The sequence below is a fragment of the Methylophaga frappieri genome (assembly GCF_000260965.1).
GTDB classification, from domain to species: Bacteria; Pseudomonadota; Gammaproteobacteria; order Nitrosococcales; family Methylophagaceae; genus Methylophaga; species Methylophaga frappieri.
Window position 1 is genome coordinate 2660157 of sequence record NC_017856.1, and the last position, 22935, is coordinate 2683091.

Sequence of the window (22935 nt, forward strand, 5' to 3'; positions counted from 1 at the left end):
TATAAAATGAAAGTTTCAGTGAGTACGTAAAGTAATCGGAGTTATCAATGAAAAAAGTATCTTTTTGGCATGTCCCAATGTTGATCATGTTGCCCTTTACGGCACGTGCTGAAAATATTACCGCCCCGGCCGATATGCCTGAGGCGGCCCAATTTGCCATGACAACGCTCATAACTGAATATAATAAATGTATGATGTCATCCCGGTTAGATGTGGCTGCCAATGGTAAAGATGCGCAAAACCATGCTAACGAGATTTTGCAGTCTTGTGAAAACCATTTAGTTGAATTGCAGAACCTGCTTGATGAGCAAAATGTTAATGCATCACTTTCTTTTGGCATGATTAAAACACTACGGTCCAGAGCAGCAAGAAAGTTAATGGCACAAACGATGAACAACCTTGCTGCACAAGCAATGGCAGCTGAAAACGCCAAAAAATAATGATTGCCTAACGCAACACATCAACCCCTTCGGAAGCGAGAAAATTAACCAGTTGAATCAATGGTAACCCAATCAAGCTATTAGGGTCCTGACCATTTAATGCCTGAAAAAGACTGATTCCCAAGCCTTCGGATTTAAAGCTGCCGGCACAATCCAGCGGCTGTTCTTTTTCAATATAGCGCGTAATTTGTTGGGTGGTGAGTGAGCGAAAATGCACTTCGTAAGGTTCGACCAAGGATTGCATGGTGCCGGTTCTTGCATTAAACAATGCTAGCCCGGTTAAAAAGGTCACCATATTGCCGCTCGCTTCAGTCAACTGTTTGATGGCCTTTTCTGTAGTGCCGGGTTTGCCCATTATTTTATTATTTAAAACGGCCACCTGATCCGAGCCGATTATCAGTGAATCGGGATGACTTTCAGCAACTTTACGAGCTTTGTTTTCAGCAAGACGCAACACAAGCTGTGCTGGGGATTCGCCCAAAAGCGGGGATTCATCAATTTGCGGTGAGGCCACTTGGTAATCAAGGTGTAACTTGTCGAGTAAGGTAGCCCGATATGGGGAGCTAGAGCCAAGAATCAAGGTTTGCATAAGTTGTCAGGTAATAACCGTGGGTTCATTACGGCCCGTTAACTCGCGAATGTGAGCTAATTTGTCGGCCAGTTTAATTAAATCGGCAAGTGCGGTCTGCGTTTCAAAAGCCAGTTGCGATGAGTCATCCGCATATTGTTCCAGATATACTCGTAAGGTGGCACCATCGGTGCCAGTGCCAGAGAGGCGAAATATAATCCGCGCACCATCATCAAATCCGATACGAATGCCTTGTTTTTCTGTATCTGATTGGTCGACTGGATCATGGTAACTAAAATTATCTGCATAACGAATGGTGCGGTCACCGCATATTTTTCCAGGCAACTTAAACAAACTATCATTCAACTGAGACATCAGTTTTTCCGCTTTCTCTGTCGGAATTGCTTCATAATCATGCCGGCTGTAATAATGCCGACCGAATTCCTGCCAATGCGCTGTCATGATGGTGTCAACCGATTGCTGGCGTGCCGCGATAATATTCAACCAGCATAATACGGCCCATAAGCCGTCTTTTTCGCGAATGTGATCTGAGCCTGTGCCAAAACTTTCTTCACCACACAATGTTGCCAGCCCGGCATCGAGCAGATTGCCAAAAAATTTCCAACCGGTTGGTGTTTCGTACAACGGGATCTGATGTTTTCGGGCTACTTGATCTGGTGCCTGACTGGTTGGCATCGATCTAGCAATCCCCTTCAAACCAGACTGGTATGCCGGAATTAAATGGCTATTTGCAGCGATGATGGCAAGACTGTCGGACGGGGTAACAAAACAATGTTTACCCAGAATCATATTCCGATCGCCATCGCCATCTGATGCGCCGCCAAAGTCAGGTGCGTCCTCACCAAACATAATATTTACCAGATCTTCTGCATAGGTTAGGTTCGGGTCTGGATGACCACCAGCAAAGTCAGGGCTCGGGATGGCATTCATTACTGTGCCGGTGGGCGCCCCTAAGCGATTTTCCAGAATTTCAGTTGCGTAAGGGCCTGTGATGGCATGCATCGCGTCAAATCGCATGCGAAACTGGCCTTGCGTAAGCAGGGCACGTATTGCTGAAAAATCAAATAAAGAAGCCATTAGATCGGCGTAATCAATGACCGGGTCAATAATTTCGATTTGTAAGTTGCCGACAGTTTGCTCGCCTATAAGACCTAGTTCAATATCCGGGGTCTGTGAGATCTGGTATTGCGTTATTTCCAGACTTCTCTGGTACATTGTTTCGGTAATTTTTTCGGGGGCTGGGCCGCCATTTGCCACGTTAAACTTGATACCAAAGTCGCCATCAGCGCCAGCTGGATTATGACTTGCCGATAAGATGATGCCGCCAAAGCTATGCGTTTTACGAATAACACAGGATGCTGCTGGCGTTGACAATAAACCGTTTTGACCAATGATGAGTTTGCCAACATCATTTGCGGCAGCCATTTTGACAATAGTCTGAATCGCGGTGTCATTGTAATAACGCCCATCACCGCCAAGTATTAGGGTCTTTCCCGAAATATCGCCTAAAGCATCAAACATGGATTGGACAAAATTTTCCAGATAATGGGGCTTCTGGAATTGCCTTACTTTCTTGCGCAAGCCTGATGTACCAGGGCGCTGATCAGAAAAGGGCTGGGTTGCAACCTGAACAACTGTCATAATTTATCCCATAATAGAAAATAGTCGGACAAGCTAGCCTGACCATGCTAATGCACTATACTGACTACCGAATCCAGTCTCAACAACTCTGCATTTGTGTTAAGGGTGAGGCAATTAAATTATTCAGGAGATAAATTTGCAGCATAGGTGGTTTAACGATGAGTGGTTGTGGGCAGCGGTTTTAATTTTAATCTGTTTATGTATTTGGTTGTATATCCGGATCCGACGTCGTGATTTTTCTCCAGAACAACAAATTCAGCGAATTCTGAAGCCTTATCTGGTAGCGCAATCAAGAAAGGTACTGGTGCCAGATGGCATTGGTGGTTTAATGGAAATTGATCATCTTATTTTGCTTCGGCAAGGCTTTCTTATCTTGCAATCATTACCTTTAAATGGACATTTGTTTGGATCGGATCAGACCGCACAATGGACCCAGTTAACAGAGGGTCGTAGCTATCCTTTTACAAATCCACTGCATTATCTGCAAAATATGCAGCAATCTTTAACGGTATTGGTGCCACAGATTCCAGTCTATACGCATATCGTGTTTACCGGTCGTTGTAACTTTCCTAAAGACAAACCGGCACGAGCATCGCTGATCAATACTCTGGAAGCGGACTTATCTTCAGTATTTTCCGCCAAACCATTGCCGGAAGCCGTGTTAAATGAAGCCTGGGAAACGGTCACCGAAAGTATTAAATTGGAGTCAGTGGGGTAAAAGAAATGACGCAATCCTCAACAGCATCTGTTGCCAAACCACTGGTTGTTGCCATTTCCTCTCGTGCTTTATTTGATCTGGACGAAAGCCATCGCATCTACGAGCAGGAGGGTACCGAGGCTTACTGCCAGTATCAGATAGCGAATGAAGATAAACCCTTACCGCCAGGCGGTGCCTTCAATCTGGTTAGGAAGCTGCTTTCTTTAAACGATAACAACCCCAAAACACCGCGGGTTGAAATCATTCTGTTGTCTCGTAATAGTGCTGACACCGGGTTGCGGGTGTTTAATTCAATTCAATATCATAATTTGCGTATCAGTCGCGCTGTATTTACTTCAGGGGATAGTCCTTACCGCTATGTTTCCCCATTTAGTGCGAATCTGTTTCTGTCAACCAGCCCGGAAGATGTCAGAATGGCCCTGGATGCGGGTATTGCAGCAGCAACGATTTTTCCTTCAGATGTTGGCAATAATACGGAATTTGATGAGTTACGCATCGCCTTTGATGGCGATGCGGTTTTGTTTTCAGATGAATCAGAGCGCATTTTTAAAGAACGTGGTCTGGAAGCATTTACCCAAAATGAACAGAAAACAGCCCGCCAACCCATGACCGGCGGGCCATTCAAAGATTTCTTAATGGCTTTAAACCGCATTCAAACTGAGTATCCAGAAAACTCCGCGCCCATTCGAACGGCGCTGGTCACGGCACGGTCAGCGCCAGCGCATGAACGGGTTATTCGTACGCTGAGAGAGTGGGGGATTCGGATCGATGAAGCCATTTTTTTGGGCGGAATGGCCAAGGGACCGTTTCTTAAAGCTTTTGGTGCAGATATTTTCTTTGATGATCAGGAGCAGCATTGTGAGTCGGCAAAGGCGCACGTTGCGACAGGTCATGTACCTCATGGTATTGCTAATACTGCGCAGGCCGAGCCGCCGGAAACTAAACAGCAGTGAATTTGCTACAATTTATTTACCACTAGCATAGGCTGGTTTTAGCCGCTTTAACGGGCTATAATACGCGACTGAATTTCATTAGGGGTTACCCTAACAAGAGTTTTGCGAGAGTGGCGGAACTGGTAGACGCGCTGGATTTAGGTTCCAGTAGGGCAACCTGTGAGAGTTCGAGTCTCTCCTCTCGTACCATCATAAAGATTGTGGGGTTAAATCACCCAATATTCTGACCCCCCATATTTGAGGTAAAGAATGCAAGTAACAGTAGAAAATGTCAGCGAGCTGGGCAGAAAAATGACGATCACGGTTGAAGACGTCAATATTAAAGAAGCAGTTCAGCAGCGCTTGGCGTCAATTCGTCCAAAAGTCAAAATGGCTGGTTTCCGCCCGGGCAAAGTGCCTATGAAAATGGTGGAAAAAACACATGGTATGTCAGCACGCAGTGAAATCATTGATGAACTGGTGCAAAAAAGCATGCGTGAAGCTTTTGAGAAAGAGAAAGTCAATCCAGCGAGCACGCCACAAGTTGATAGCTTGAAGGAAGAAGACTCTTCTCTGATATATACGCTGAATTACGAAATTTTTCCGGAAGTAAAAACGGTAGAACTGAAAGGGCTTGAGCTCGACAAATCTGTTGCTGAAGTGACGGATGAAGATGTCGATAACATGCTTAACACCTTACGTGAGCAACGAGCAACCTGGGATCCGCTAAAACGCGCCGCGAAAGAAGAAGATGGCGTTACCATTGATTTTGTTGGCCGGATTGACGGTGAAGAGTTTCAAGGTGGTAAAGGTCAGGACGTGCTGGTTGTGATCGGCAACGGCAGTATGCTGCCGGAGTTTGAAGAACAACTTGTTGGCGTTAAAGCTGGTCAAGACACAACCGTTACATTGACCTTTCCAGATGATTACCGAGCTGAGCACCTGCGTGGTAAAACAGCCGAATTTGCGGTAACGGTTAAGCAAGTTGCTAAGCAAAAACTTCCTAAATTAGACAAATCATTTGCTGAGTTATGTGGTGTTGAGGGTGGCTTGGCCGCATTGAAAAAAGAAGTTCGCACCAATATGGAACGTGAACTTGCTAATACCTTAAAAAATCTCAACAAACGTCAAGCACTGGACAAATTAGCTGACAATAATCAGTTTGCACTCCCTGAAGCGGCAGTAGAACGTGAAGCTCAGCATTTGATGGAACAAGCTAAAAACAACCTGCGCCAACAAGGCGTTAACGTCGAAGGACTGCCTTTTGAGTTGGAAACCTTCAAGGGCAATGCCACAAAACGGGTTAAGCTAAGCCTGCTGGTCAGTAAAATTATCGCTGACAATGACATTAAGCCTGACGAAGATAAAGTTAAATCGGCGATTGATGCTATTGCCGCCAGTTACGAAGATCCTGAAGATGTTGTGAACTATTACCGTAACAATCAAGACAAACTTTCTGAAATTCAGATGATGGTAGTGGAAGATAGTGTTGTTGATTGGATCTTTGACAATGTTAAAGTAACGGAAAAAACGTCAACGTTCTCTGAGGTGATGAACGCGGCACGGTAAGTCGATTGTCAAGACTGAATCAGGCCCGAGCTCAGATTACTGGGCGCGGGCTTATTTTTTTGGGGTGAAATAACAGGAATTTTATGAGCAATATTTTTAGTGGAGAAACCCAATCGGTCAGTAATGCACTGGTTCCTATTGTTGTTGAGCAAACTTCTCGTGGAGAACGTTCTTACGACATATACTCCCGACTGCTTAAAGAACGTGTTATTTTTCTGGTCGGTCAGGTTGAAGATCACATGGCCAACTTAATTGTGGCGCAACTGTTATTTCTTGAGTCGGAAAATCCGGATAAAGATATTCACTTGTATATTAATTCACCAGGTGGGGCGGTAACCGCTGGCTTGGCAATTTACGATACAATGCAATTTATCAAGCCGGATGTCAGTACGCTGTGTATTGGTCAGGCGGCTAGTATGGGGGCCTTGTTGCTGACTGCCGGTGCGGCAGGTAAACGCTTTGCTTTGCCTAACTCGCGCATGATGGTTCATCAGCCCTTAGGTGGTTTTCAAGGGCAGGCCTCTGACATTGATATTCACGCCAAAGAAATTCTTAGTATTCGTGACCGGTTAAATCGAATCATGTCACACCATACGGGTCAAAAAATTGAGCAGATCGAAAAAGACACGGATCGTGATAACTTTATGAATGGTGAGCAAGCGGCAAAATATGGCTTAATTGACTCAGTATTGACAGAAAGACCAGATACTACTTCCTGAACCCGACATCGTTAGGAATGAATTGCAATGAGTGACGACAAAAAAAACGACGAGAAATTACTTTACTGTTCTTTTTGCGGCAAAAGTCAGCATGAAGTTAAAAAACTGATTGCGGGTCCTTCCGTATTCGTTTGTGATGAATGTGTCGAACTGTGCAATGACATCATTCGCGAAGAATTACAGGAACAAAAGACCGACTCGGCTGAGGCTCGACTGCCAACACCGCATGAAATCAATACGGCGTTGGATAATTATGTTATCGGTCAGGAAAAAGCGAAGCGCGTTTTATCAGTGGCTGTTTATAACCACTACAAACGGCTTCGTCATGGGCAAAAGTCAGACGATGTTGAGCTTTCAAAAAGTAATATCCTGTTGATAGGGCCAACGGGTAGCGGTAAGACTTTATTGGCTGAAACCTTGGCGCGTCAGTTAAATGTCCCCTTTACGATGGCCGACGCGACCACGCTGACCGAAGCCGGTTATGTGGGTGAAGACGTTGAAAACATTATTCAGAAATTACTGCAAAAATGTGATTATGACGTTGACAAAGCGGAAACGGGTATCGTCTACATCGATGAGATAGATAAAATATCCAAGAAATCGGATAACCCGTCGATCACCCGTGATGTTTCAGGTGAAGGCGTACAGCAAGCGCTATTAAAGCTGATCGAAGGCACGATTGCATCTGTTCCACCTCAAGGCGGGCGCAAGCATCCTCAGCAGGAGTTTTTGCAGGTTGATACCAGTAAAATTTTGTTTATCTGTGGTGGCGCTTTTGCGGGACTAGATAAAGTCATTCGTAATCGATCGCACAAAGGCGGTATTGGCTTTTCAGCTGAAGTAAAAAGTGTCGAAACGCAAAGAAGCTTTAGTGAAGCCTTGCAAACCGTTGAGCCTGAAGATTTGATTCAATATGGCTTAATCCCAGAGTTTGTTGGCCGGTTACCGGTCGTTGCGACGCTTAATGAGTTGGACGAAGCAGCATTGATTCAGATTTTGACTGAACCCAAGAATGCTTTGACCAAACAATATCAAAAAATGTTTGAACTTGAAGAGTGTGAACTGGAGTTTCGCGAAGATGCATTACGCGCCATTGCGCAAAAAGCAATGGAACGTAAAACGGGTGCACGGGGCCTTCGTTCTATCATTGAAAATGTCCTGTTAGATACGATGTTTGATCTGCCTTCATTGAGCAGTGTGAGTAAAGCTGTAGTTGATGAAAGTGTGATTAATGGTGAAAATCCACCTATTTTGATGTATCAAGATACTGAGAAAAATCTCGCAGCAAGCGATAAATAGTCGTTGCTCTGCTATGCCTGATATCAAGTGGTCGAGTTCGGCCGCTTGATTTTTTTGTGGCTGCCCCAATATCCCTTACATCTTTAAATAATCCTGCTTATTGCAGGGCAATGAGGTTCCCTTGATGGAAAATAAAACGACCACCGTGACCGAAGACACACTGGAAAAATTACCCGTGTTACCCCTGCGGGATGTTGTGGTCTATCCGCATATGGTTATTCCATTGTTTGTTGGCCGAGAAAAATCCATTAAAGCGCTTGAAGTGGCCACCGATGAAAATCAGCCTATCTTATTAGTTGCGCAAAAAGACTCTGGTGAAGATGCGCCATCTGCTGACAATCTTTACGATACCGGTACCGTTGCCAATATCCTGCAGCTTCTAAAGCTGCCTGATGGTACGGTAAAAGTACTGGTAGAAGGGACGCAACGCGCTCAAGTGACACGTATTGACGATAGTCAAGAGTATTTCGAAGCCGACATTGTCATGCTCAGTGATGCGCTTCCTGAAGAGCGAGAAGCCGATGTTCTGATGCGTACGCTACTCACGCAATTTGAGCAATACGTAAAATTAAACAAAAAAATTCCGCCTGAAGTGATTGCCTCACTTTCCGGTATAGAAGAGTCTGCGCGGATGGCAGATACAGTTGCTGCGCACATGACGCTCAAACTGGAAGATAAACAGCAATTGCTGGAGATGGCAGACGTCAAAGAACGTATCGAAAAGCTGATGGCTTATCTGGAATCGGAAATCGATATTCAGCAAATCGAAAAGCGCATTCGTAACCGTGTCAAAAAACAAATGGAGAAAAGCCAGCGCGAGTATTATCTTAATGAGCAGCTTAAAGCTGTCCAAAAAGAGCTTGGTGAGCTTGATGAAACAGCCAACGAAAATGATGAGTTAGCTGAGAAAATTGCTGAAGCTGGCATGCCGAAAGCGGCACGTGAAAAAGCCGAGTCTGAGCTGAAAAAACTAAAAATGATGTCGCCGATGTCCGCGGAAGCGACTGTAGTGCGAAATTATATTGAGTCATTGCTTGAAGTGCCGTGGAAGAAGCGTTCCAAGGTGACGTTGGATCTGGATCGTGCTCAAACGATTCTTGATGAAGATCATTTTGGCCTTGAAAAAGTCAAAGAACGTATTGTCGAGTATCTTGCAGTACAAAAACGGGTCAAAAAGATCAAAGGCCCTATTTTGTGTCTGGTCGGTCCACCGGGTGTGGGTAAAACGTCTATCGCGCAGTCTATCGCCAGAGCAACCAATCGTAAGTTTACGCGGATGGCACTTGGCGGCGTTCGTGACGAAGCCGAGATACGTGGTCACCGCCGCACTTACATCGGTTCAATGCCCGGCAAAGTGATGCAGAATATCGCCAAGACAGAAGTTAAAAATCCACTTTTCTTGCTGGATGAAATTGACAAAATGGCAATGGATTTTCGTGGTGATCCTGCATCAGCGTTACTTGAAGTGCTGGATCCTGAGCAAAACTCAACCTTTGCAGATCATTATCTTGAGGTGGAATACGATCTGTCCGATGTAATGTTTGTCTGCACGGCGAATACACTGAATATCCCTGATGCATTGCGTGATCGGATGGAAATTATTCGTTTGGCGGGTTATACCGAAGATGAAAAACTCAACATTGCGCTGCAATATCTGTTGCCAAAAGCGCTGAAAGACACAGGATTAAAACCTTCAGAAGTTGACATTACCAGCCAGGCTGTCATGGAAATTATTCGGCGCTACACCCGCGAAGCCGGCGTGCGCAGTTTACAACGTGAAATTGCCAAGGTTTGTCGAAAAGTATTGAAGCAAATTCTGAAAACGTCAGACTCAGACAAAATTGTTGTGACAGCCGATAACCTGGAAGATTATCTTGGTGTTTACCATTATCAATATGGGGTCGCTGAGGAAAGTGATCGTATTGGTCAGGTCACCGGGCTCGCCTGGACGGAAGTTGGTGGTGAGTTATTAACGATTGAATCGGCCGTGATGCCAGGCAAGGGCAAGGCAAGTTATACCGGTAAGCTGGGCGATGTCATGCAAGAATCTATTCAGGCAGCGACCACAGTAGTGCGATCTCGTGCAGCGGAGTGGGGCGTTGCAGATGATTTTATTCAAAACCATGATTTGCATATCCATGTGCCAGAAGGCGCAACGCCGAAAGATGGTCCAAGTGCTGGTATCGGAATGTGTACTGCCTTACTGTCTGCGATTACGGGTATTCCCGTTAAAGCGAATGTCGCGATGACCGGTGAAATTACCTTGCGAGGTGAAGTTCTTGCCATTGGCGGACTAAAAGAAAAACTGCTGGCAGCGCATCGTGGGGGGATTGATACCGTTTTAATACCTAAAGATAATGTGAAAGATCTCCGAGAGATTCCGGATAATGTTAAAAAAGGATTGAAAATCATACCGGTACGCTGGATTCAGGAAGTGCTGGAAGTGGCTTTGCAGCAATTGCCAGAGCCACGCAACACGTCTGAACCATCACCGGCCGTGATGAGTGGTGAAAAACCGGGATTTCACGAGGTGAACACACAAAACCGGCATTAATTTAACGGGGAACAGTCATGACACCGACGCAACAACAACGCCTGATAGGTGCCGCAGTTTTGCTGCTGATTATTGTGGCTTTAGCCTTTACGGTGTTGAACAAAGTGGGTGAACATCAGCGTGAAAAGGATGTCACGCTACCTGAACCAATTGACTTTACTTCGGTTATTGAGCCACTCGAATCGACTCCGCCAACGGAAACAATGGTGGATGCGGACACCTTGAAAGACGCAGATCCCCTCGCTGAAAATGACTCGGAAAGTTTACCTGACAGGGTAAGTCAAGCCACTGAAGCTGATCCGGAGCAAGTGACAACGTCAGCAGCAGCTGATGTTGAAAGTGAATTCAACGAATCATCATCAAGCGCATCCGAGCAGGAGAATCTGCCATCACCAGTACCGACGCCAAAACCGGTTGAAAAAGTGCCAGCGACACCGGAAACGGCTCAGTCGTCAGTTTCGGCCGATGCTAACAAAAACGAAACAGCGCTGACGTCGACAACGGTTGATTCGACGTCACCCACTGAGCGTTGGCAAGTTCAACTCGGCAGTTTTTCAGTTCAGGAAAATGCCTTAACGCTGCAGAATAAGGCAAAACAAGCGGGATTCGAGGCGCATATTGAAAAAATAACCCTCGCGGGCGTGGTGAATTATCGTGTGCGCATGCCTTCATCGGCTAACCGGTCCGCTGCAGATGATTTGGCAGCAAAACTGGCCCAAGCCCTCAATATTAAAACTCAAGTGATGCAACCCTGATTTTATTAGTCGGCCCTTGTCTCGATTTCGATATTTTTCTGTGGCTAGTCTGGGCAATCTGTTAAAATACGCTTTTAGTTTGCAGCGTGGTGACATCGTCGATGAACTGGGTTGATTTTCTGATTATCGCCATAATTCTGCTGTCCGCTGGTATTAGTATTATTAGAGGCTTCGTCCGGGAAGTATTATCTTTGATAAGCTGGGTGTTGGCTTTTTGGGTAGCGCTGACTTTCTATACCTATCTGGCCGGCCTTCTTGTCCCTTATATTGATACTCTTTCAATACGTTTGTTTGCGGCATTTTTTGTGTTGTTTGCGGTGACCTTGATCTTGGGTGCACTGGTAAATCACACGATTGCTCAGCTCGTTGATAAAACCGGATTAAGTGGTACCGATCGTGCACTTGGCGTGATTTTTGGTTTATTGCGTGGCATCGCTATTGTCACTGTGCTGGTGATTCTGGCTGGTCTGACACCAATGCCAACTGACGATTGGTGGCAGAATGCCCTGTTGTTGCCACAATTTGAAAGGCTGGCAACTTGGGCATTAGGTTTTGTGCCGGCTGATATTGCTGCGCATGTCAATTTTTAATTCATCCTGGCAGGACTGATTTTATGTGTGGAATTATTGGTATTGTCGCCCATACCGAAGTCAATCAGGCTTTGTATGACGGGCTGACCATTCAGCAGCATCGCGGACAGGATGCGGCGGGTATCATGACCTGTGATGCTGCGGGGCGCTTTTATCTGCGAAAAGATAATGGTTTGGTTAAAGATGTTTTCCACACACGCCACATGATTCGCCTTAAAGGTAACATGGGTATTGGTCACATTCGCTATCCAACAGCGGGATGTTCTACGTCAGCGGAAAGTCAGCCTTTCTATGTTAATTCTCCTTATGGGATTGCATTGGCCCATAACGGCAATTTAACTAACACGAAGTTATTAACCGATCAGCTCTTTAAAAGCGATCGCCGGCACCTGAATACCAATTCTGATTCTGAAGTGTTATTGAATGTGTTGGCGCATGAATTACAGACTTCAGCAAAATTACAGCCTCAACCCGAAGATATTTTCAACGCTGTGGCGCAAGTTCATAAGCGTTGTAAAGGTGCTTATGCCGCCGTGGCTATGATTGCTGGCGTGGGGATGTTGGCCTTTCGTGATCCCTATGGCATTAGGCCGGCGGTGATTGGTTATCGAGATACGGCCGATGGTCGAGATTATATGGTGGCTTCAGAAAGTGTCGCCATTGATTCTCAGGATTATCATTTATTGCGTGATATAGAGCCAGGCGAGTGTGTTTTTATTGATAACCAAGGTCAATTTCACAGTCAGCAGTGTGCTGATAATCCGATAAAGTCGCCCTGTATTTTCGAATATGTCTATTTTGCGCGACCTGATTCGATGATGGATGGGATTTCTGTTCATAAAAGCCGGATGCGTATGGGCACCAAGTTGGCGGAAAAAATCACCCGTGAGTGGCCAGACCATGATATCGATGTGGTCATCCCAATTCCGGATACGAGTCGCAGTGCGGCTCTGCAGCTCTCATATGACTTGGGGGTTATTTATCGTGAAGGCTTTATCAAAAATCGCTACATTGGCCGCACCTTTATTATGCCCGGTCAAACCCAGAGGAAAAAATCAGTTCGTCAAAAGCTCAATCCAATCGGTTTAGAGTTTCAAGGCAAAAATGTGTTGTTGGTCGACGATTCGATTGTCAGAGGTACCACCTCGCAACAAATTGTCCAGATGGCTAGGGATGCCGGCGCCAAAAAAGTCTATCTTGCCTCAGCTGCGCCGCCCGTTCGCTTTCCCAATGTCTACGGCATTGACATGCCTTCGCCGGCAGAGTTTGTTGCTCATAACAGAGATGTCGATCACATTGCCGAAGAGCTCGGCGTGGATAAGCTGATTTATCAGGATTTAGCAGATCTAGTGGCGGCAATTAACAAAAAAAGCGAGGTCACCTGTTTTGATACTTCCTGTTTTGATGGGGATTATATTACCGGTGATATCGATGCAGATTACTTGTATTACATTGATGCTTTGCGTAATGATAATTCTAAGCAGGATAATCAAAAAAATAATGCGATTATCGAGCTGCACAATGACGCTTAGATTTTGCTGTTTAAGCTGAATTCTTATATAATCCCGTCGATTATGCACCAACAATTGCCCAAAGACATCGATCCCGTGCGTTTTGCGCACAATGGCTTGTATTTACAAGGGCAAATTCCACTGTCGTCAATGCGCAGACTTACCGAATTGCTGGTGAGTAGTGATGGTGAAGTGGCGGTTGAAATGCAGTTTGATATTGATGAGACTGGCTTGCCTTTTATGCGAGGCAGGTTCAAGACATCGGTTCAGCTTGAGTGTGAGCGCTGCTTGTCACCGATGACCTTGGTTCTGGACTTGCAATCTTTGCTGGGTATTGTTCGGTTTGAACATGCTGTAGAAGGATTGGCGGAACAATACGAACCGTGGGTGCTGGATGATGCAAAAACTGTCAATCCCGCTGATGTTGTTGAGGATGAATTGATATTAGCACTGCCGATAGTGCCAAAACATGATTTTGCCTGTCTGCCAGATGAACATTGGCAAGCAGGTGAGACTGAAATTGAAGTTGAAAAACCAGCTTCACCTTTTGCTGTGTTAGCAGCATTAAAAACGAAAAAATAATTTATTTGGTTTAGGAGTTAACCCATGGCGGTTCAAAAGAGTAAAAAAAGTCAATCACGTCGCGGTATGCGCCGTTCACATGATGCATTGTCTTCAACTACGTTGGCAGTAGACAGCACATCAGGTGAGTTGCACCGTCGTCATCATGTTACTGCTGACGGTTTTTACCGTGGCCGCAAGGTTGTCGCTGATAAGAGCGAATAAGGTGATAAGCATTGACGCTTAAAATCGCTATCGATGCAATGGGCGGGGATCACGGACCTCAGGTTGTGATCCCCGCTGCCATATCAGCATTACAAAAACACGCTGACGTGGAACTGATCCTTGTCGGTGATAAATCGGTATTGGAGCCGGCTTTAGCAGAACATCATTCTGACGAAGTGGCGCGTTTGCAAATACATCATGCTTCTCAGCTTGTCGCAATGGATGAGTCCCCGGCTAGTGCACTGCGGACGAAGAAAGATTCTTCAATGCGCGTTGCTATTGATTTGGTTAAGCAGGGCATCGCTGCAGCCAGTGTCAGTGCTGGCAATACTGGTGCGTTGATGGCAACCGCGCGATTTGTATTGAAAACGCTACCTGGTATTGAGCGACCGGCAATCATTACTGCTATTCCCACCATGACTGGGCATACCTATGTGTTGGATTTGGGCGCGAATGTGGATTCCAGCGCAGCGCATCTCGTTCAGTTCGCGTTAATGGGCTCTGTGTTGGCGAGCATTGTTGACGGTAAAAAACAGCCCAGTGTCGGTTTGTTGAACATTGGCTCGGAAGAAATCAAGGGTAACGAACGTGTCAAAGAAGCGTCACGTCTCTTGGCTGACAGCGATCTGAATTATCAGGGCTTTGTAGAAGGCGATGGCTTATATCACGGCGAGGTTGACGTCTTGGTTTGCGATGGTTTTGTTGGCAACGTTCTGCTGAAAGGCAGTGAAGGCGTTGCCCATATGATTCGCCATTATTTGAAGCAATCTTTTATGCGAAATTGGCTGACAAAACTCTCCGGACTGATCGCTGGGCCGGTGTTAAAACATTTTCGCCGCGAGCTGGATCCCCGCGCTTACAACGGTGCTAATTTAATTGGCTTGCAGGGTATTGTGATTAAGAGTCATGGCGGTGCAGACAGTTTTGCTTTTGCTAATGCGATTAATATTGCCATTATCGAAGCGCGTAAAGATTTACCCAACCAGATCAGCAAACAACTTGAAACCTTAATCGAGGGCCAGGTGCTGTGACCTATTCTCGAATCATTGGTACAGGTAGTTATTTACCAGAAAACATTCTGACCAATACAGATTTGGAACAGCGTGTTGATACCAGTGACCAATGGATTCGTGAGCGGACAGGTATTATCAAACGTCATATTGCGGCTGATGATGAAACAACCACCGATTTGGCGACCCAAGCTGCGCGGAAAGCAATTGAAGCGGCTGGTATTGCGACTGACAGTATTGATTTGATTATCGTCGCCACAACAACACCAACCCGTATTTTTCCGAGTACTGCTGCATTGGTTCAGCATGAGTTGGGTATTCAGGGTTGTCCGGCATTTGATATTCAGGCAGTGTGCACCGGATTTGTATACGCACTGACGGTCGCAGACCAATTTATTCGCAATGGTTCCGCGCAGAATGTGTTGGTTATTGGTGCTGAAACTTTATCTCGAATTGTTGATTGGACCGATAGAAACACCTGCGTTCTGTTTGGTGATGGTGCTGGCGCTGTTGTGATGCAAGCCAGCGAAACGCCAGGCGTATTAGCAACGCATATTCATTGTGATGGCAGTTACAATCAACTTCTTCATGTACCTACGGGTCCTGGTGCTGTGGTCAGTGAGGATGCCGCCTATATTGATATGCAGGGTAACGAAGTATTCAAGGTTGCCGTGAAAACCCTGAGCAGTATTGTTGATGAGACCCTTGCTGCTAGTCAGCTTGAAAAACAGGATATTGATTGGTTGGTACCACATCAAGCAAATATTCGGATTATTGCTGCGACAGCGAGAAAGCTGAATATGCCGATGGAAAAAGTCGTGGTGACGGTAGATCAGCATGGCAATACGTCAGCGGCTTCTATCCCGTTGGCACTGGACACAGCAGTGCGTGATGGTCGTATTCGACGCGGTGAAACCTTGCTTCTGGAAGCGTTTGGTGGCGGTTTCACCTGGGGCTCAGCCTTAATTCAGTTTTAAATCTAACTCAGGAAGTTTACATGCAAGCTGCTTTTGTTTTTCCAGGCCAAGGCTCACAATCTATTGGTATGTTGTCAAATCTGGCTGAAAACTTTTCCTGTGTGACAGAAACGTTTGCAGAGGCCTCATCGGTGCTGGGGTACGATCTGTGGCAGTTAGTCAGCAATGGACCCGAAGCGGATCTTAACCAGACATATCGGACCCAACCAGCGATGCTCGCAGCAGGCATTGCCTCATGGCGTGTTTGGCAACAACAGGCTAATTTTCAACCGCACTATTTAGCGGGGCATAGTCTGGGAGAATATACTGCGCTGGTCGCTTCGGATGCCCTTAACTTTCAAGATGCCATCAAGCTGGTCGCTCAGCGTGGAGAACTAATGCAACAAGCCGTGCCCGAAGGCGAGGGCGCCATGGCTGCCATACTTGGATTAGATGATGCGGTTGTGATGAAAATTTGTGATGAGGCAAGTCAGATTGGTGTTGTCGAAGCGGTTAATTTTAACTCGCCAGGGCAGATCGTTATTGCCGGTCGTGCTGAAGCGGTGCAACAGGCCATTACACTTGCCTCCGATGCTGGGGCTAAACGTGCCTTGTTACTGCCAGTGAGCGTGCCATCGCACTGTGCATTGATGCGACCAGCAGCCGATAAACTGGCATTAGCATTAAGTGAGGTTGAGATTACGTTGCCTACTGTTCCCGTGATTCACAATACGACGGCAAGACAAGCTGCTGATGCATCAGAAATACGTGAGCTATTGGCTCGTCAACTATACAGCCCCGTACGCTGGGTTGAATCAGTGCAGTTTTTGGCTGACCAAGGCGTCGATACACTGGTTGAGTGTGGTCCCGGGAAGGTCTTGGCAGGCCTGGCAAAACGAATTGATAAAACATTGGTTGCGCAACCTTTATTTGATACAACAAGCCTTGAAAAAACCAGACAGTTAGTGGGGTAAAAATGAATTTAACGGGAAAAACGGCGTTAGTAACTGGCGCAACACGTGGTATTGGCAAAGCCATTGCGTTGCAATTAGGTGAGCAAGGTGCCGTTGTAATTGGTACGGCAACGTCAACGCGTGGTGCCGAGGCAATTTCTACATTCTTGAAAGAGGCTGGCATAAAAGGCTCGGGAATGGTTTTAGATGTTACCGATGCCGATGCGATTGAAGCTGTGATCAGTCAAATTGAAGCTGAGTTCGCCGCCCCAGATATTTTAGTGAATAACGCCGGTATCACACGAGATACCTTATTAATGCGCATGAAAGATGAAGATTGGGATGCCATTATGCAAACCAATCTGAAACCAATCTATCAGCTGAGTAAGCGCTGTCTGCGTGCAATGACTAAAGCGCGTTGGGGACGTATTGTCAATATCACTTCTGTTGTTGGCGCGATGGGTAATGCAGGACAAACTAATTATGCTGCCGCGAAAGCCGGTGTGATTGGTTTTAGTAAATCCTTAGCACGAGAGACAGGGGCACGCGGTGTCACGGTCAATTGTGTTGCGCCGGGCTTTATTGATACGGATATGACCCGGGATCTGCCAGAAGCGCATAAAACGGCTTTGCTTGAAAATGTACCAGTTAAAAGATTAGGCGAAGCTGATGAAATTGCGGCAGCGGTAGCTTTTTTGGCGGGCCCATTGGCCGGTTATATTACGGGTGAGACGCTGCACGTCAATGGCGGAATGTATATGAATTAATGGCTGGCACGCATTTCGTGCTGGTTTTTTTAGGCGGCAGTGAGGCCAGAAAATGCTTTTGGCTTGTCTCTGCGGTGCACGCACTATAAAATGCCTGCACGTTGTTTGTTGTACTTAAACTACCAAAGGAAATTTTAGTTATGAGTGATATCGAAGCTCGCGTACGAGAAATCGTTGTCGAACAGCTGGGTGTGAATGCAGAAGAAGTGACTGCAGATGCCTCTTTTATCGACGATTTGGGCGCAGACTCACTGGATACGGTAGAACTGGTTATGGCGCTGGAAGAAGCGTTTGAGTGTGAAATTCCAGACGAAGAAGCTGAGAAAATCACCACAGTTAAAGAAGCCGTTGCTTATATTAATTCTGTTCAGTCTTAAATTTCGCTGTTCGAATTTTACTGTAGCCGTCTAGTGTGAATGCACGCTAGGCGGCTATGTTATGTCTGAACCGTTGATTTGCATGAGGAAAGCAAATGTCTAAAAGACGTGTTGTCGTGACTGGCCTTGGTGCCGTAACGCCAGTGGGCTTGTCGGTTAGCGAAAGTTGGACGAATATTTTGGCAGGCCAAAGCGGTGTTAATGAAATTACGGCTTTTGATGTCAGTGATTTTTCAGTCCGCTTTGGTGCCAGCGTCAAAAACTTTGACGTTGAAACCGTCATGTCCCGTAAAGATGCCAAGAAAATGGATACTTTTATTCATTATGGCATTGCGGCTGCTGTGGAAGCGATTAACGATGCCGGTCTGACGGTAACCGAAGAAAATGCGGAGCGGATTGGGGTTGCGATCGGTTCGGGTATTGGTGGTTTGCCTGGCATCGAAGCAGGTTATGACAGTTTCCTCAAAGGTGGTCCCCGAAAAATTTCTCCGTTCTTTGTGCCGAGTAACATTATCAATATGATTTCGGGCAACCTGTCCATCATGTATGGCATGAAAGGGCCGAACACAGCGATTGTAACGGCCTGTTCAACGGGTACGCACAGTATTTCAGCTGCAGGCAGAATGATTCAATACGGTGATGCCGATGTCATGATTGCCGGTGGTGCCGAAATGGCTACCTCACCTACAGGTTTGGGTGGTTTTGCCGCTGCGCGTGCTTTATCTACGCGTAATGATGATCCGACAGCAGCCAGTCGCCCTTGGGACAAAGATCGTGATGGTTTTGTACTCGGTGATGGTGCGGGTGTGTTAGTGCTTGAAGAGTACGACCATGCCGTTAAACGGGGTGCGACTATTTATGCCGAATTGGCGGGTAGTGGCATGAGCAGTGATGCTTATCATATGACCATGCCTTCGCAAGGTGGCGAGGGGGCATCTCGTTGCATGCGTAATGCTTTACAAGATGCGGGTCTTAATAGCGATCAAGTTGATTATATCAATGCCCATGGTACGTCAACGCCCGCGGGTGATGTCGCTGAAACGATGGCGATTAAATTAGCATTAGGGGAGTCGGCTAAAAGTGTCGCAGTAAGTTCAACCAAGTCGATGATTGGTCATCTCTTAGGCGCTGCCGGTGGCGTTGAAGCGGTATTTAGCGTTTTAGCCATAAGAGATCAAGTTGCGCCACCAACCATTAACCTGAATAACCCGGATGCGGAATGCGATTTGGATTATGTGCCGCATACGGCGCGAGAAATGCCTATTGATGTCGCAATGTCTAATTCATTTGGCTTTGGTGGGACCAACGGTACTATTATTTTTCGGAAACTAAGCTGAAGTCACTTTCATGAGACTGCTTAACGGTCAGCCCTCTGAGCACATTGATAGTCGTGACAGAGGGTTGCAGTATGGTGATGGTTTGTTTGAAACCATTGCTGTTCGAGCAGGCAAAATGCCATTTCTTGAGGCACACCTACAGCGGCTACAAAAAGGGCTAACGGCGCTTAAAATTAATTTCAATGAATCTGATATGGCGCTACTGCGTCAGGAAATTGATTTGGTTACTCAGTCTGGCGAAGCATCGGATTTAATCGTTAAAGTTATGATTAGTCGCGGCATTACAGAGCGCGGTTATGGTTATCCTGAGGATCTGTCTGCAAACCGTATTATCAGCAGTTCCGCTATGCCGGAATGGCCAGAGCGAAGTACTAACGGGATCACAGTCCGATTTTGCCACCATGCTTTATCTGAAAACCCTGTCTTGGCCGGCTTAAAACATTTAAACCGTTTAGATCAGGTTTTAGCACGCAGCGAATGGCGTGATATCGCTATTGCCGAGGGATTGATGCATGATCAGTCCGGCTTCCTGATTGAAGGCACGATGAGTAATCTGTTTGTCATCCAGGATGGCATTATCGCCACACCTGACGTGTCGCACTGCGGTGTTGCGGGCGTTATGCGAGCGCATTTAATGCAGTTGGCAACACAACTGGGTTGGACTGTCCAGGTTAAACCCATCACACCAGATGAGTTGTTGCACGCGGATGAATGCTTTGTTTGTAACAGTATTATCGGCATTTGGCCGATTCATCATGTTTCAGAAACCGACACTTATTGGCAGGTAGGGCCGATGACAAAGCAATTGCAGACCTTGCTTGGGCAAACGATAATAGCCTCATGAAACTGCCAGTCTCCGTCAAAATCTTCTCGGTAATATTTGTTTTGGCTATTCCCGCTTTTATTGTCTGGAATGAGTATCAACGTTTTGTCCAAACACCTCTTGATCTCGATGATTCGCAACTGTTTCAAATCAATAAAGGCGATAATCTCAGCAGAGTCAGCCAACGATTATTTCAACAAGGGCTGAGCGCCACGCCCAGTTTATATTTGGATTTGTATGGCCGTTGGCAAGGTGTTGCCGGTAAGATTCAGGCGGGAGAGTATGAAATTACCTCCGGCATGACGATGCCAGCGCTATTGGATAAGTTTGTCAGTGGTCACGTCATGCAATATCGCATTACGGTCATTGAGGGGATGACAGCCCAGCAACTATTAATCAAAGTGCGTGAGCATCCGAAAATTACGACTGTCGATCCGGCCATGACACTCGAGGCGATGCTGCATGAAATTGATGCGCAACAATCACATCCCGAAGGGTGGTTTTTACCGGAAACCTACCAGTTTACTGCTGGGACGACTGATATTGAATTTCTTAATCGTGCCTACCAAAAGATGCAGACTGTTTTAGATTCGGCCTGGCAATCACGGCATGACGATTTGCCATATAGCACGCCCTATGAGGTCTTGATTATGGCGTCGATTATAGAAAAAGAAACCGGTATCGCCGAGGAACGGCCTGAAATTGCTGGTGTGTTCGTTCGTCGTTTAAATAAAGGCATGCGATTGCAAACCGATCCGACCGTGATTTATGGCATGGGCGAGTTGTATGACGGCAATATTCGGCGTCAGGATTTGCGTACCGACACGCCTTATAACACCTATACACGTCATGGTTTGCCGCCGACACCGATTTGCCTGCCCAGTGAAGCGGCGATTGAAGCGGCTTTAAATCCAGCACAAGGCGATTACCTTTATTTTGTCGCCACGGGTGAAGACGGGCGGCACCAATTTTCGACTAATCTCGATGATCATAATCGCGCTGTCAGAAAGTATCAGTTAAAACAATGACGGGTAAATTTATCAGTTTGGAAGGCATCGAAGGCGCCGGAAAGTCAACCCAAATGGCGTTTATCGCAGATTACCTGCGCCAGCATCAGCTCACCGTTGTTGAAACACGTGAACCCGGTGGAACGCCGTTAAGTGAAGAAATTCGCGCTGTTCTGTTATCGCCACGCGAAGAAACCATGGCAGATGATACCGAGCTCTTACTGATGTTTGCGGCACGGGTCCAGCATGTACAACAAAAAATCTTACCGGCGCTGGCTGCCGGGAAATGGGTGTTATCGGATCGATTTTTGGATGCGACGTTTGCTTATCAAGGTGGCGGGCGAGGCGTGAGTGCAGAGCGAATCCAGGCATTATCGGAGTGGAGTCTGCAAGGCGTGAAAACAGACTTAACGCTGTTATTTGATTTATCTGTGGCTACCGGCCAACAACGTGTGCAGTCTCGTGGTAATGCGCGAGATCGATTTGAACAGCAGCGTAATGCCTTTTTTGAACAGGTTCGGCATTGCTATTTACAGCGTGCAGCAAATGAACCTGAGCGCATACAGGTTATCGATGCAAGCCAAAGTGTGCCCCTTATTCAGCAGCAGTTAAAAACCTGTCTGGATAAGTTGATCCGGCTGTGACGATGGTTTACCCATGGCATCAACCACTCTGGCAAGATTTTCTGAAACTTTGTCAGCAACAACGACTGCCTCATGGTGTGTTATTGACAGGTGTACCGGGGCTGGATTTGACAGGTTTTGCAAATGCCGCCATTACTTATTTGCTCTGTCATCAAAAAGACAAAACAATGGCTTGCGGTCGTTGCCAAAGCTGCCGTTTAATGGCGACAAGTAGCCATCCGGATCATCAAGTGATTGCGCCTGAAGAGGCAGGCAAGGCGATTAAGATTGATCAAATACGGAGCGTCCACGAAAAATTAGCCTTAACCGCCCATATAAGTCAGTGGAAAACATTATTGATCGCTCCTGCAGATAAAATGACGATCAATGCTGCGAACAGCTTGCTGAAGTTGCTTGAAGAGCCGCCTAAAGACAGCTTTTTAATTCTGATCAGCAGTCAACCAGAGCAATTACCGATTACGATTCGTAGTCGTTGTCAACATTGGCATATGGCATCGCCAACGCCTGATGAAAGCCGACAATGGTTGCAACAAAATGGCTATGCTTTATCGGATCAACAATGGCAACTGCTTGCTCGCATCGCCGCTTATGCACCGTTACAAATAAAGCAGATGCTTGATCAAAACATGGATGAACATTACGCGCAGGTAGTGTCACAATATCAACAGATTCGGGCTGGTAATGACAACCCGGTGCATATTGCCGCTAACTGGCAGCAACAGGATCTGCTCGGCATATTGCATGGTCTTTATTTTTATCAACATCAACAGTTAATGGCAGCAGATAATTCAGAACGGTTATCAATCGAATGGCAGCTAATGGATTGTATACAAGCGACAATAAAGCTAGTATCTTCACTAAATAATTACAATAAAACCTTGTTAATTGAGGATTTTGTTGTTCGCATCAGGCAGTTATCTGTCCATGACCATCGGATCCGGCACACAGGCTGATTAGC

24 protein-coding genes and 1 tRNA gene are annotated in these 22935 nt (G+C 46.3%); 23 read left to right on the forward strand and 2 right to left on the reverse strand.

Annotation, left to right across the window (positions count from 1 at the left end):
- The first annotated feature begins 47 nt into the window (after positions 1-47).
- Positions 48-440: a hypothetical protein gene (locus Q7C_RS12775; protein WP_014705203.1), complete on the forward strand. Its 393-nt coding sequence runs from the start codon at positions 48-50 to the stop codon at positions 438-440.
- 7 nt (positions 441-447) lie between these two features.
- Here the strand turns inward: Q7C_RS12775 and Q7C_RS12780 are convergent, their stop codons facing one another.
- Both Q7C_RS12780 and Q7C_RS12785 read right to left on the reverse strand, forming a co-directional pair.
- Entirely contained in the window at positions 448-1029 is a 582-nt protein-coding gene (locus tag Q7C_RS12780; protein ID WP_014705204.1) for a Maf family protein, read from the reverse strand.
- Positions 1030-1035: 6 nt separating this feature from the next.
- Positions 1036-2670 (reverse strand): alpha-D-glucose phosphate-specific phosphoglucomutase, encoded by a 1635-nt coding sequence (locus Q7C_RS12785; protein ID WP_014705205.1) that lies wholly within the window; start codon positions 2668-2670, stop codon positions 1036-1038.
- 136 nt (positions 2671-2806) lie between these two features.
- On the opposite strand from Q7C_RS12785, the gene Q7C_RS12790 reads away from it, so the two are divergent.
- From Q7C_RS12790 to holB, 22 genes are all read left to right on the forward strand, one after another.
- Positions 2807-3388: a nuclease-related domain-containing protein gene (locus Q7C_RS12790; protein ID WP_014705206.1), complete on the forward strand. Its 582-nt coding sequence runs from the start codon at positions 2807-2809 to the stop codon at positions 3386-3388.
- 5 nt (positions 3389-3393) lie between these two features.
- On the forward strand, positions 3394-4341 hold the full coding sequence (locus Q7C_RS12795; RefSeq protein ID WP_014705207.1) for a 5'-nucleotidase: 948 nt from the start codon (positions 3394-3396) through the stop codon (positions 4339-4341).
- A 104-nt stretch (positions 4342-4445) separates the two neighbouring features.
- Positions 4446-4530, forward strand: a tRNA-Leu gene (locus Q7C_RS12800).
- A gap of 60 nt (positions 4531-4590) precedes the next feature.
- The gene (tig, locus tag Q7C_RS12805) at positions 4591-5889 is read left to right on the forward strand and encodes a trigger factor (protein WP_014705208.1); all 1299 of its coding nucleotides are present in this window, start codon (positions 4591-4593) and stop codon (positions 5887-5889) included.
- A gap of 83 nt (positions 5890-5972) precedes the next feature.
- Positions 5973-6608, forward strand: coding sequence for an ATP-dependent Clp endopeptidase proteolytic subunit ClpP (clpP, locus tag Q7C_RS12810; protein WP_014705209.1), 636 nt, complete (start codon positions 5973-5975; stop codon positions 6606-6608).
- A gap of 27 nt (positions 6609-6635) precedes the next feature.
- Positions 6636-7907, forward strand: a complete 1272-nt coding sequence (gene clpX / locus Q7C_RS12815; protein ID WP_014705210.1) for an ATP-dependent protease ATP-binding subunit ClpX — start codon at positions 6636-6638, stop codon at positions 7905-7907.
- Between the two features lie 124 nt (positions 7908-8031).
- Complete coding sequence (gene lon, locus Q7C_RS12820; protein ID WP_014705211.1) at positions 8032-10461, forward strand: endopeptidase La; 2430 nt, start codon at positions 8032-8034, stop codon at positions 10459-10461.
- Positions 10462-10478: 17 nt separating this feature from the next.
- Positions 10479-11216, forward strand: coding sequence for an SPOR domain-containing protein (locus Q7C_RS12825; protein ID WP_014705212.1), 738 nt, complete (start codon positions 10479-10481; stop codon positions 11214-11216).
- A 101-nt stretch (positions 11217-11317) separates the two neighbouring features.
- Positions 11318-11806, forward strand: coding sequence for a CvpA family protein (locus tag Q7C_RS12830; RefSeq protein ID WP_014705213.1), 489 nt, complete (start codon positions 11318-11320; stop codon positions 11804-11806).
- A 23-nt stretch (positions 11807-11829) separates the two neighbouring features.
- Positions 11830-13338, forward strand: a complete 1509-nt coding sequence (purF, locus tag Q7C_RS12835; protein ID WP_014705214.1) for an amidophosphoribosyltransferase — start codon at positions 11830-11832, stop codon at positions 13336-13338.
- A gap of 42 nt (positions 13339-13380) precedes the next feature.
- Positions 13381-13899: a YceD family protein gene (locus tag Q7C_RS12840; RefSeq protein ID WP_014705215.1), complete on the forward strand. Its 519-nt coding sequence runs from the start codon at positions 13381-13383 to the stop codon at positions 13897-13899.
- A 24-nt stretch (positions 13900-13923) separates the two neighbouring features.
- Positions 13924-14103, forward strand: a complete 180-nt coding sequence (rpmF, locus tag Q7C_RS12845) for a 50S ribosomal protein L32 (protein ID WP_014705216.1) — start codon at positions 13924-13926, stop codon at positions 14101-14103.
- An 11-nt stretch (positions 14104-14114) separates the two neighbouring features.
- Positions 14115-15134, forward strand: a complete 1020-nt coding sequence (gene plsX / locus Q7C_RS12850; RefSeq protein ID WP_014705217.1) for a phosphate acyltransferase PlsX — start codon at positions 14115-14117, stop codon at positions 15132-15134.
- Complete coding sequence (locus tag Q7C_RS12855) at positions 15131-16090, forward strand: beta-ketoacyl-ACP synthase III (RefSeq protein ID WP_014705218.1); 960 nt, start codon at positions 15131-15133, stop codon at positions 16088-16090. Before plsX ends, Q7C_RS12855 begins: the two co-directional genes overlap by 4 nt.
- Positions 16091-16110: 20 nt before the next feature.
- Entirely contained in the window at positions 16111-17043 is a 933-nt protein-coding gene (gene fabD, locus Q7C_RS12860; protein ID WP_014705219.1) for an ACP S-malonyltransferase, read from the forward strand.
- Positions 17044-17045: 2 nt separating this feature from the next.
- Positions 17046-17789, forward strand: a complete 744-nt coding sequence (fabG, locus tag Q7C_RS12865; RefSeq protein ID WP_014705220.1) for a 3-oxoacyl-ACP reductase FabG — start codon at positions 17046-17048, stop codon at positions 17787-17789.
- Between the two features lie 140 nt (positions 17790-17929).
- Entirely contained in the window at positions 17930-18166 is a 237-nt protein-coding gene (acpP, locus tag Q7C_RS12870) for an acyl carrier protein (protein ID WP_014705221.1), read from the forward strand.
- A gap of 95 nt (positions 18167-18261) precedes the next feature.
- Entirely contained in the window at positions 18262-19503 is a 1242-nt protein-coding gene (fabF, locus tag Q7C_RS12875) for a beta-ketoacyl-ACP synthase II (protein WP_014705222.1), read from the forward strand.
- Positions 19504-19513: 10 nt separating this feature from the next.
- Positions 19514-20347 carry an aminodeoxychorismate lyase gene (gene pabC / locus Q7C_RS12880; protein WP_014705223.1) on the forward strand — a complete coding sequence of 278 codons (834 nt, stop codon included), beginning with the start codon at positions 19514-19516 and terminating at the stop codon, positions 20345-20347.
- Positions 20344-21354, forward strand: a complete 1011-nt coding sequence (gene mltG / locus Q7C_RS12885; protein WP_014705224.1) for an endolytic transglycosylase MltG — start codon at positions 20344-20346, stop codon at positions 21352-21354. Before pabC ends, mltG begins: the two co-directional genes overlap by 4 nt.
- Positions 21351-21977, forward strand: a complete 627-nt coding sequence (gene tmk / locus Q7C_RS12890; RefSeq protein WP_014705225.1) for a dTMP kinase — start codon at positions 21351-21353, stop codon at positions 21975-21977. The genes mltG and tmk overlap by 4 nt, the downstream gene beginning before the upstream one ends.
- Before the next feature lie 2 nt (positions 21978-21979).
- Complete coding sequence (gene holB, locus Q7C_RS12895) at positions 21980-22930, forward strand: DNA polymerase III subunit delta' (protein ID WP_014705226.1); 951 nt, start codon at positions 21980-21982, stop codon at positions 22928-22930.
- Positions 22931-22935 lie beyond the last annotated feature (5 nt).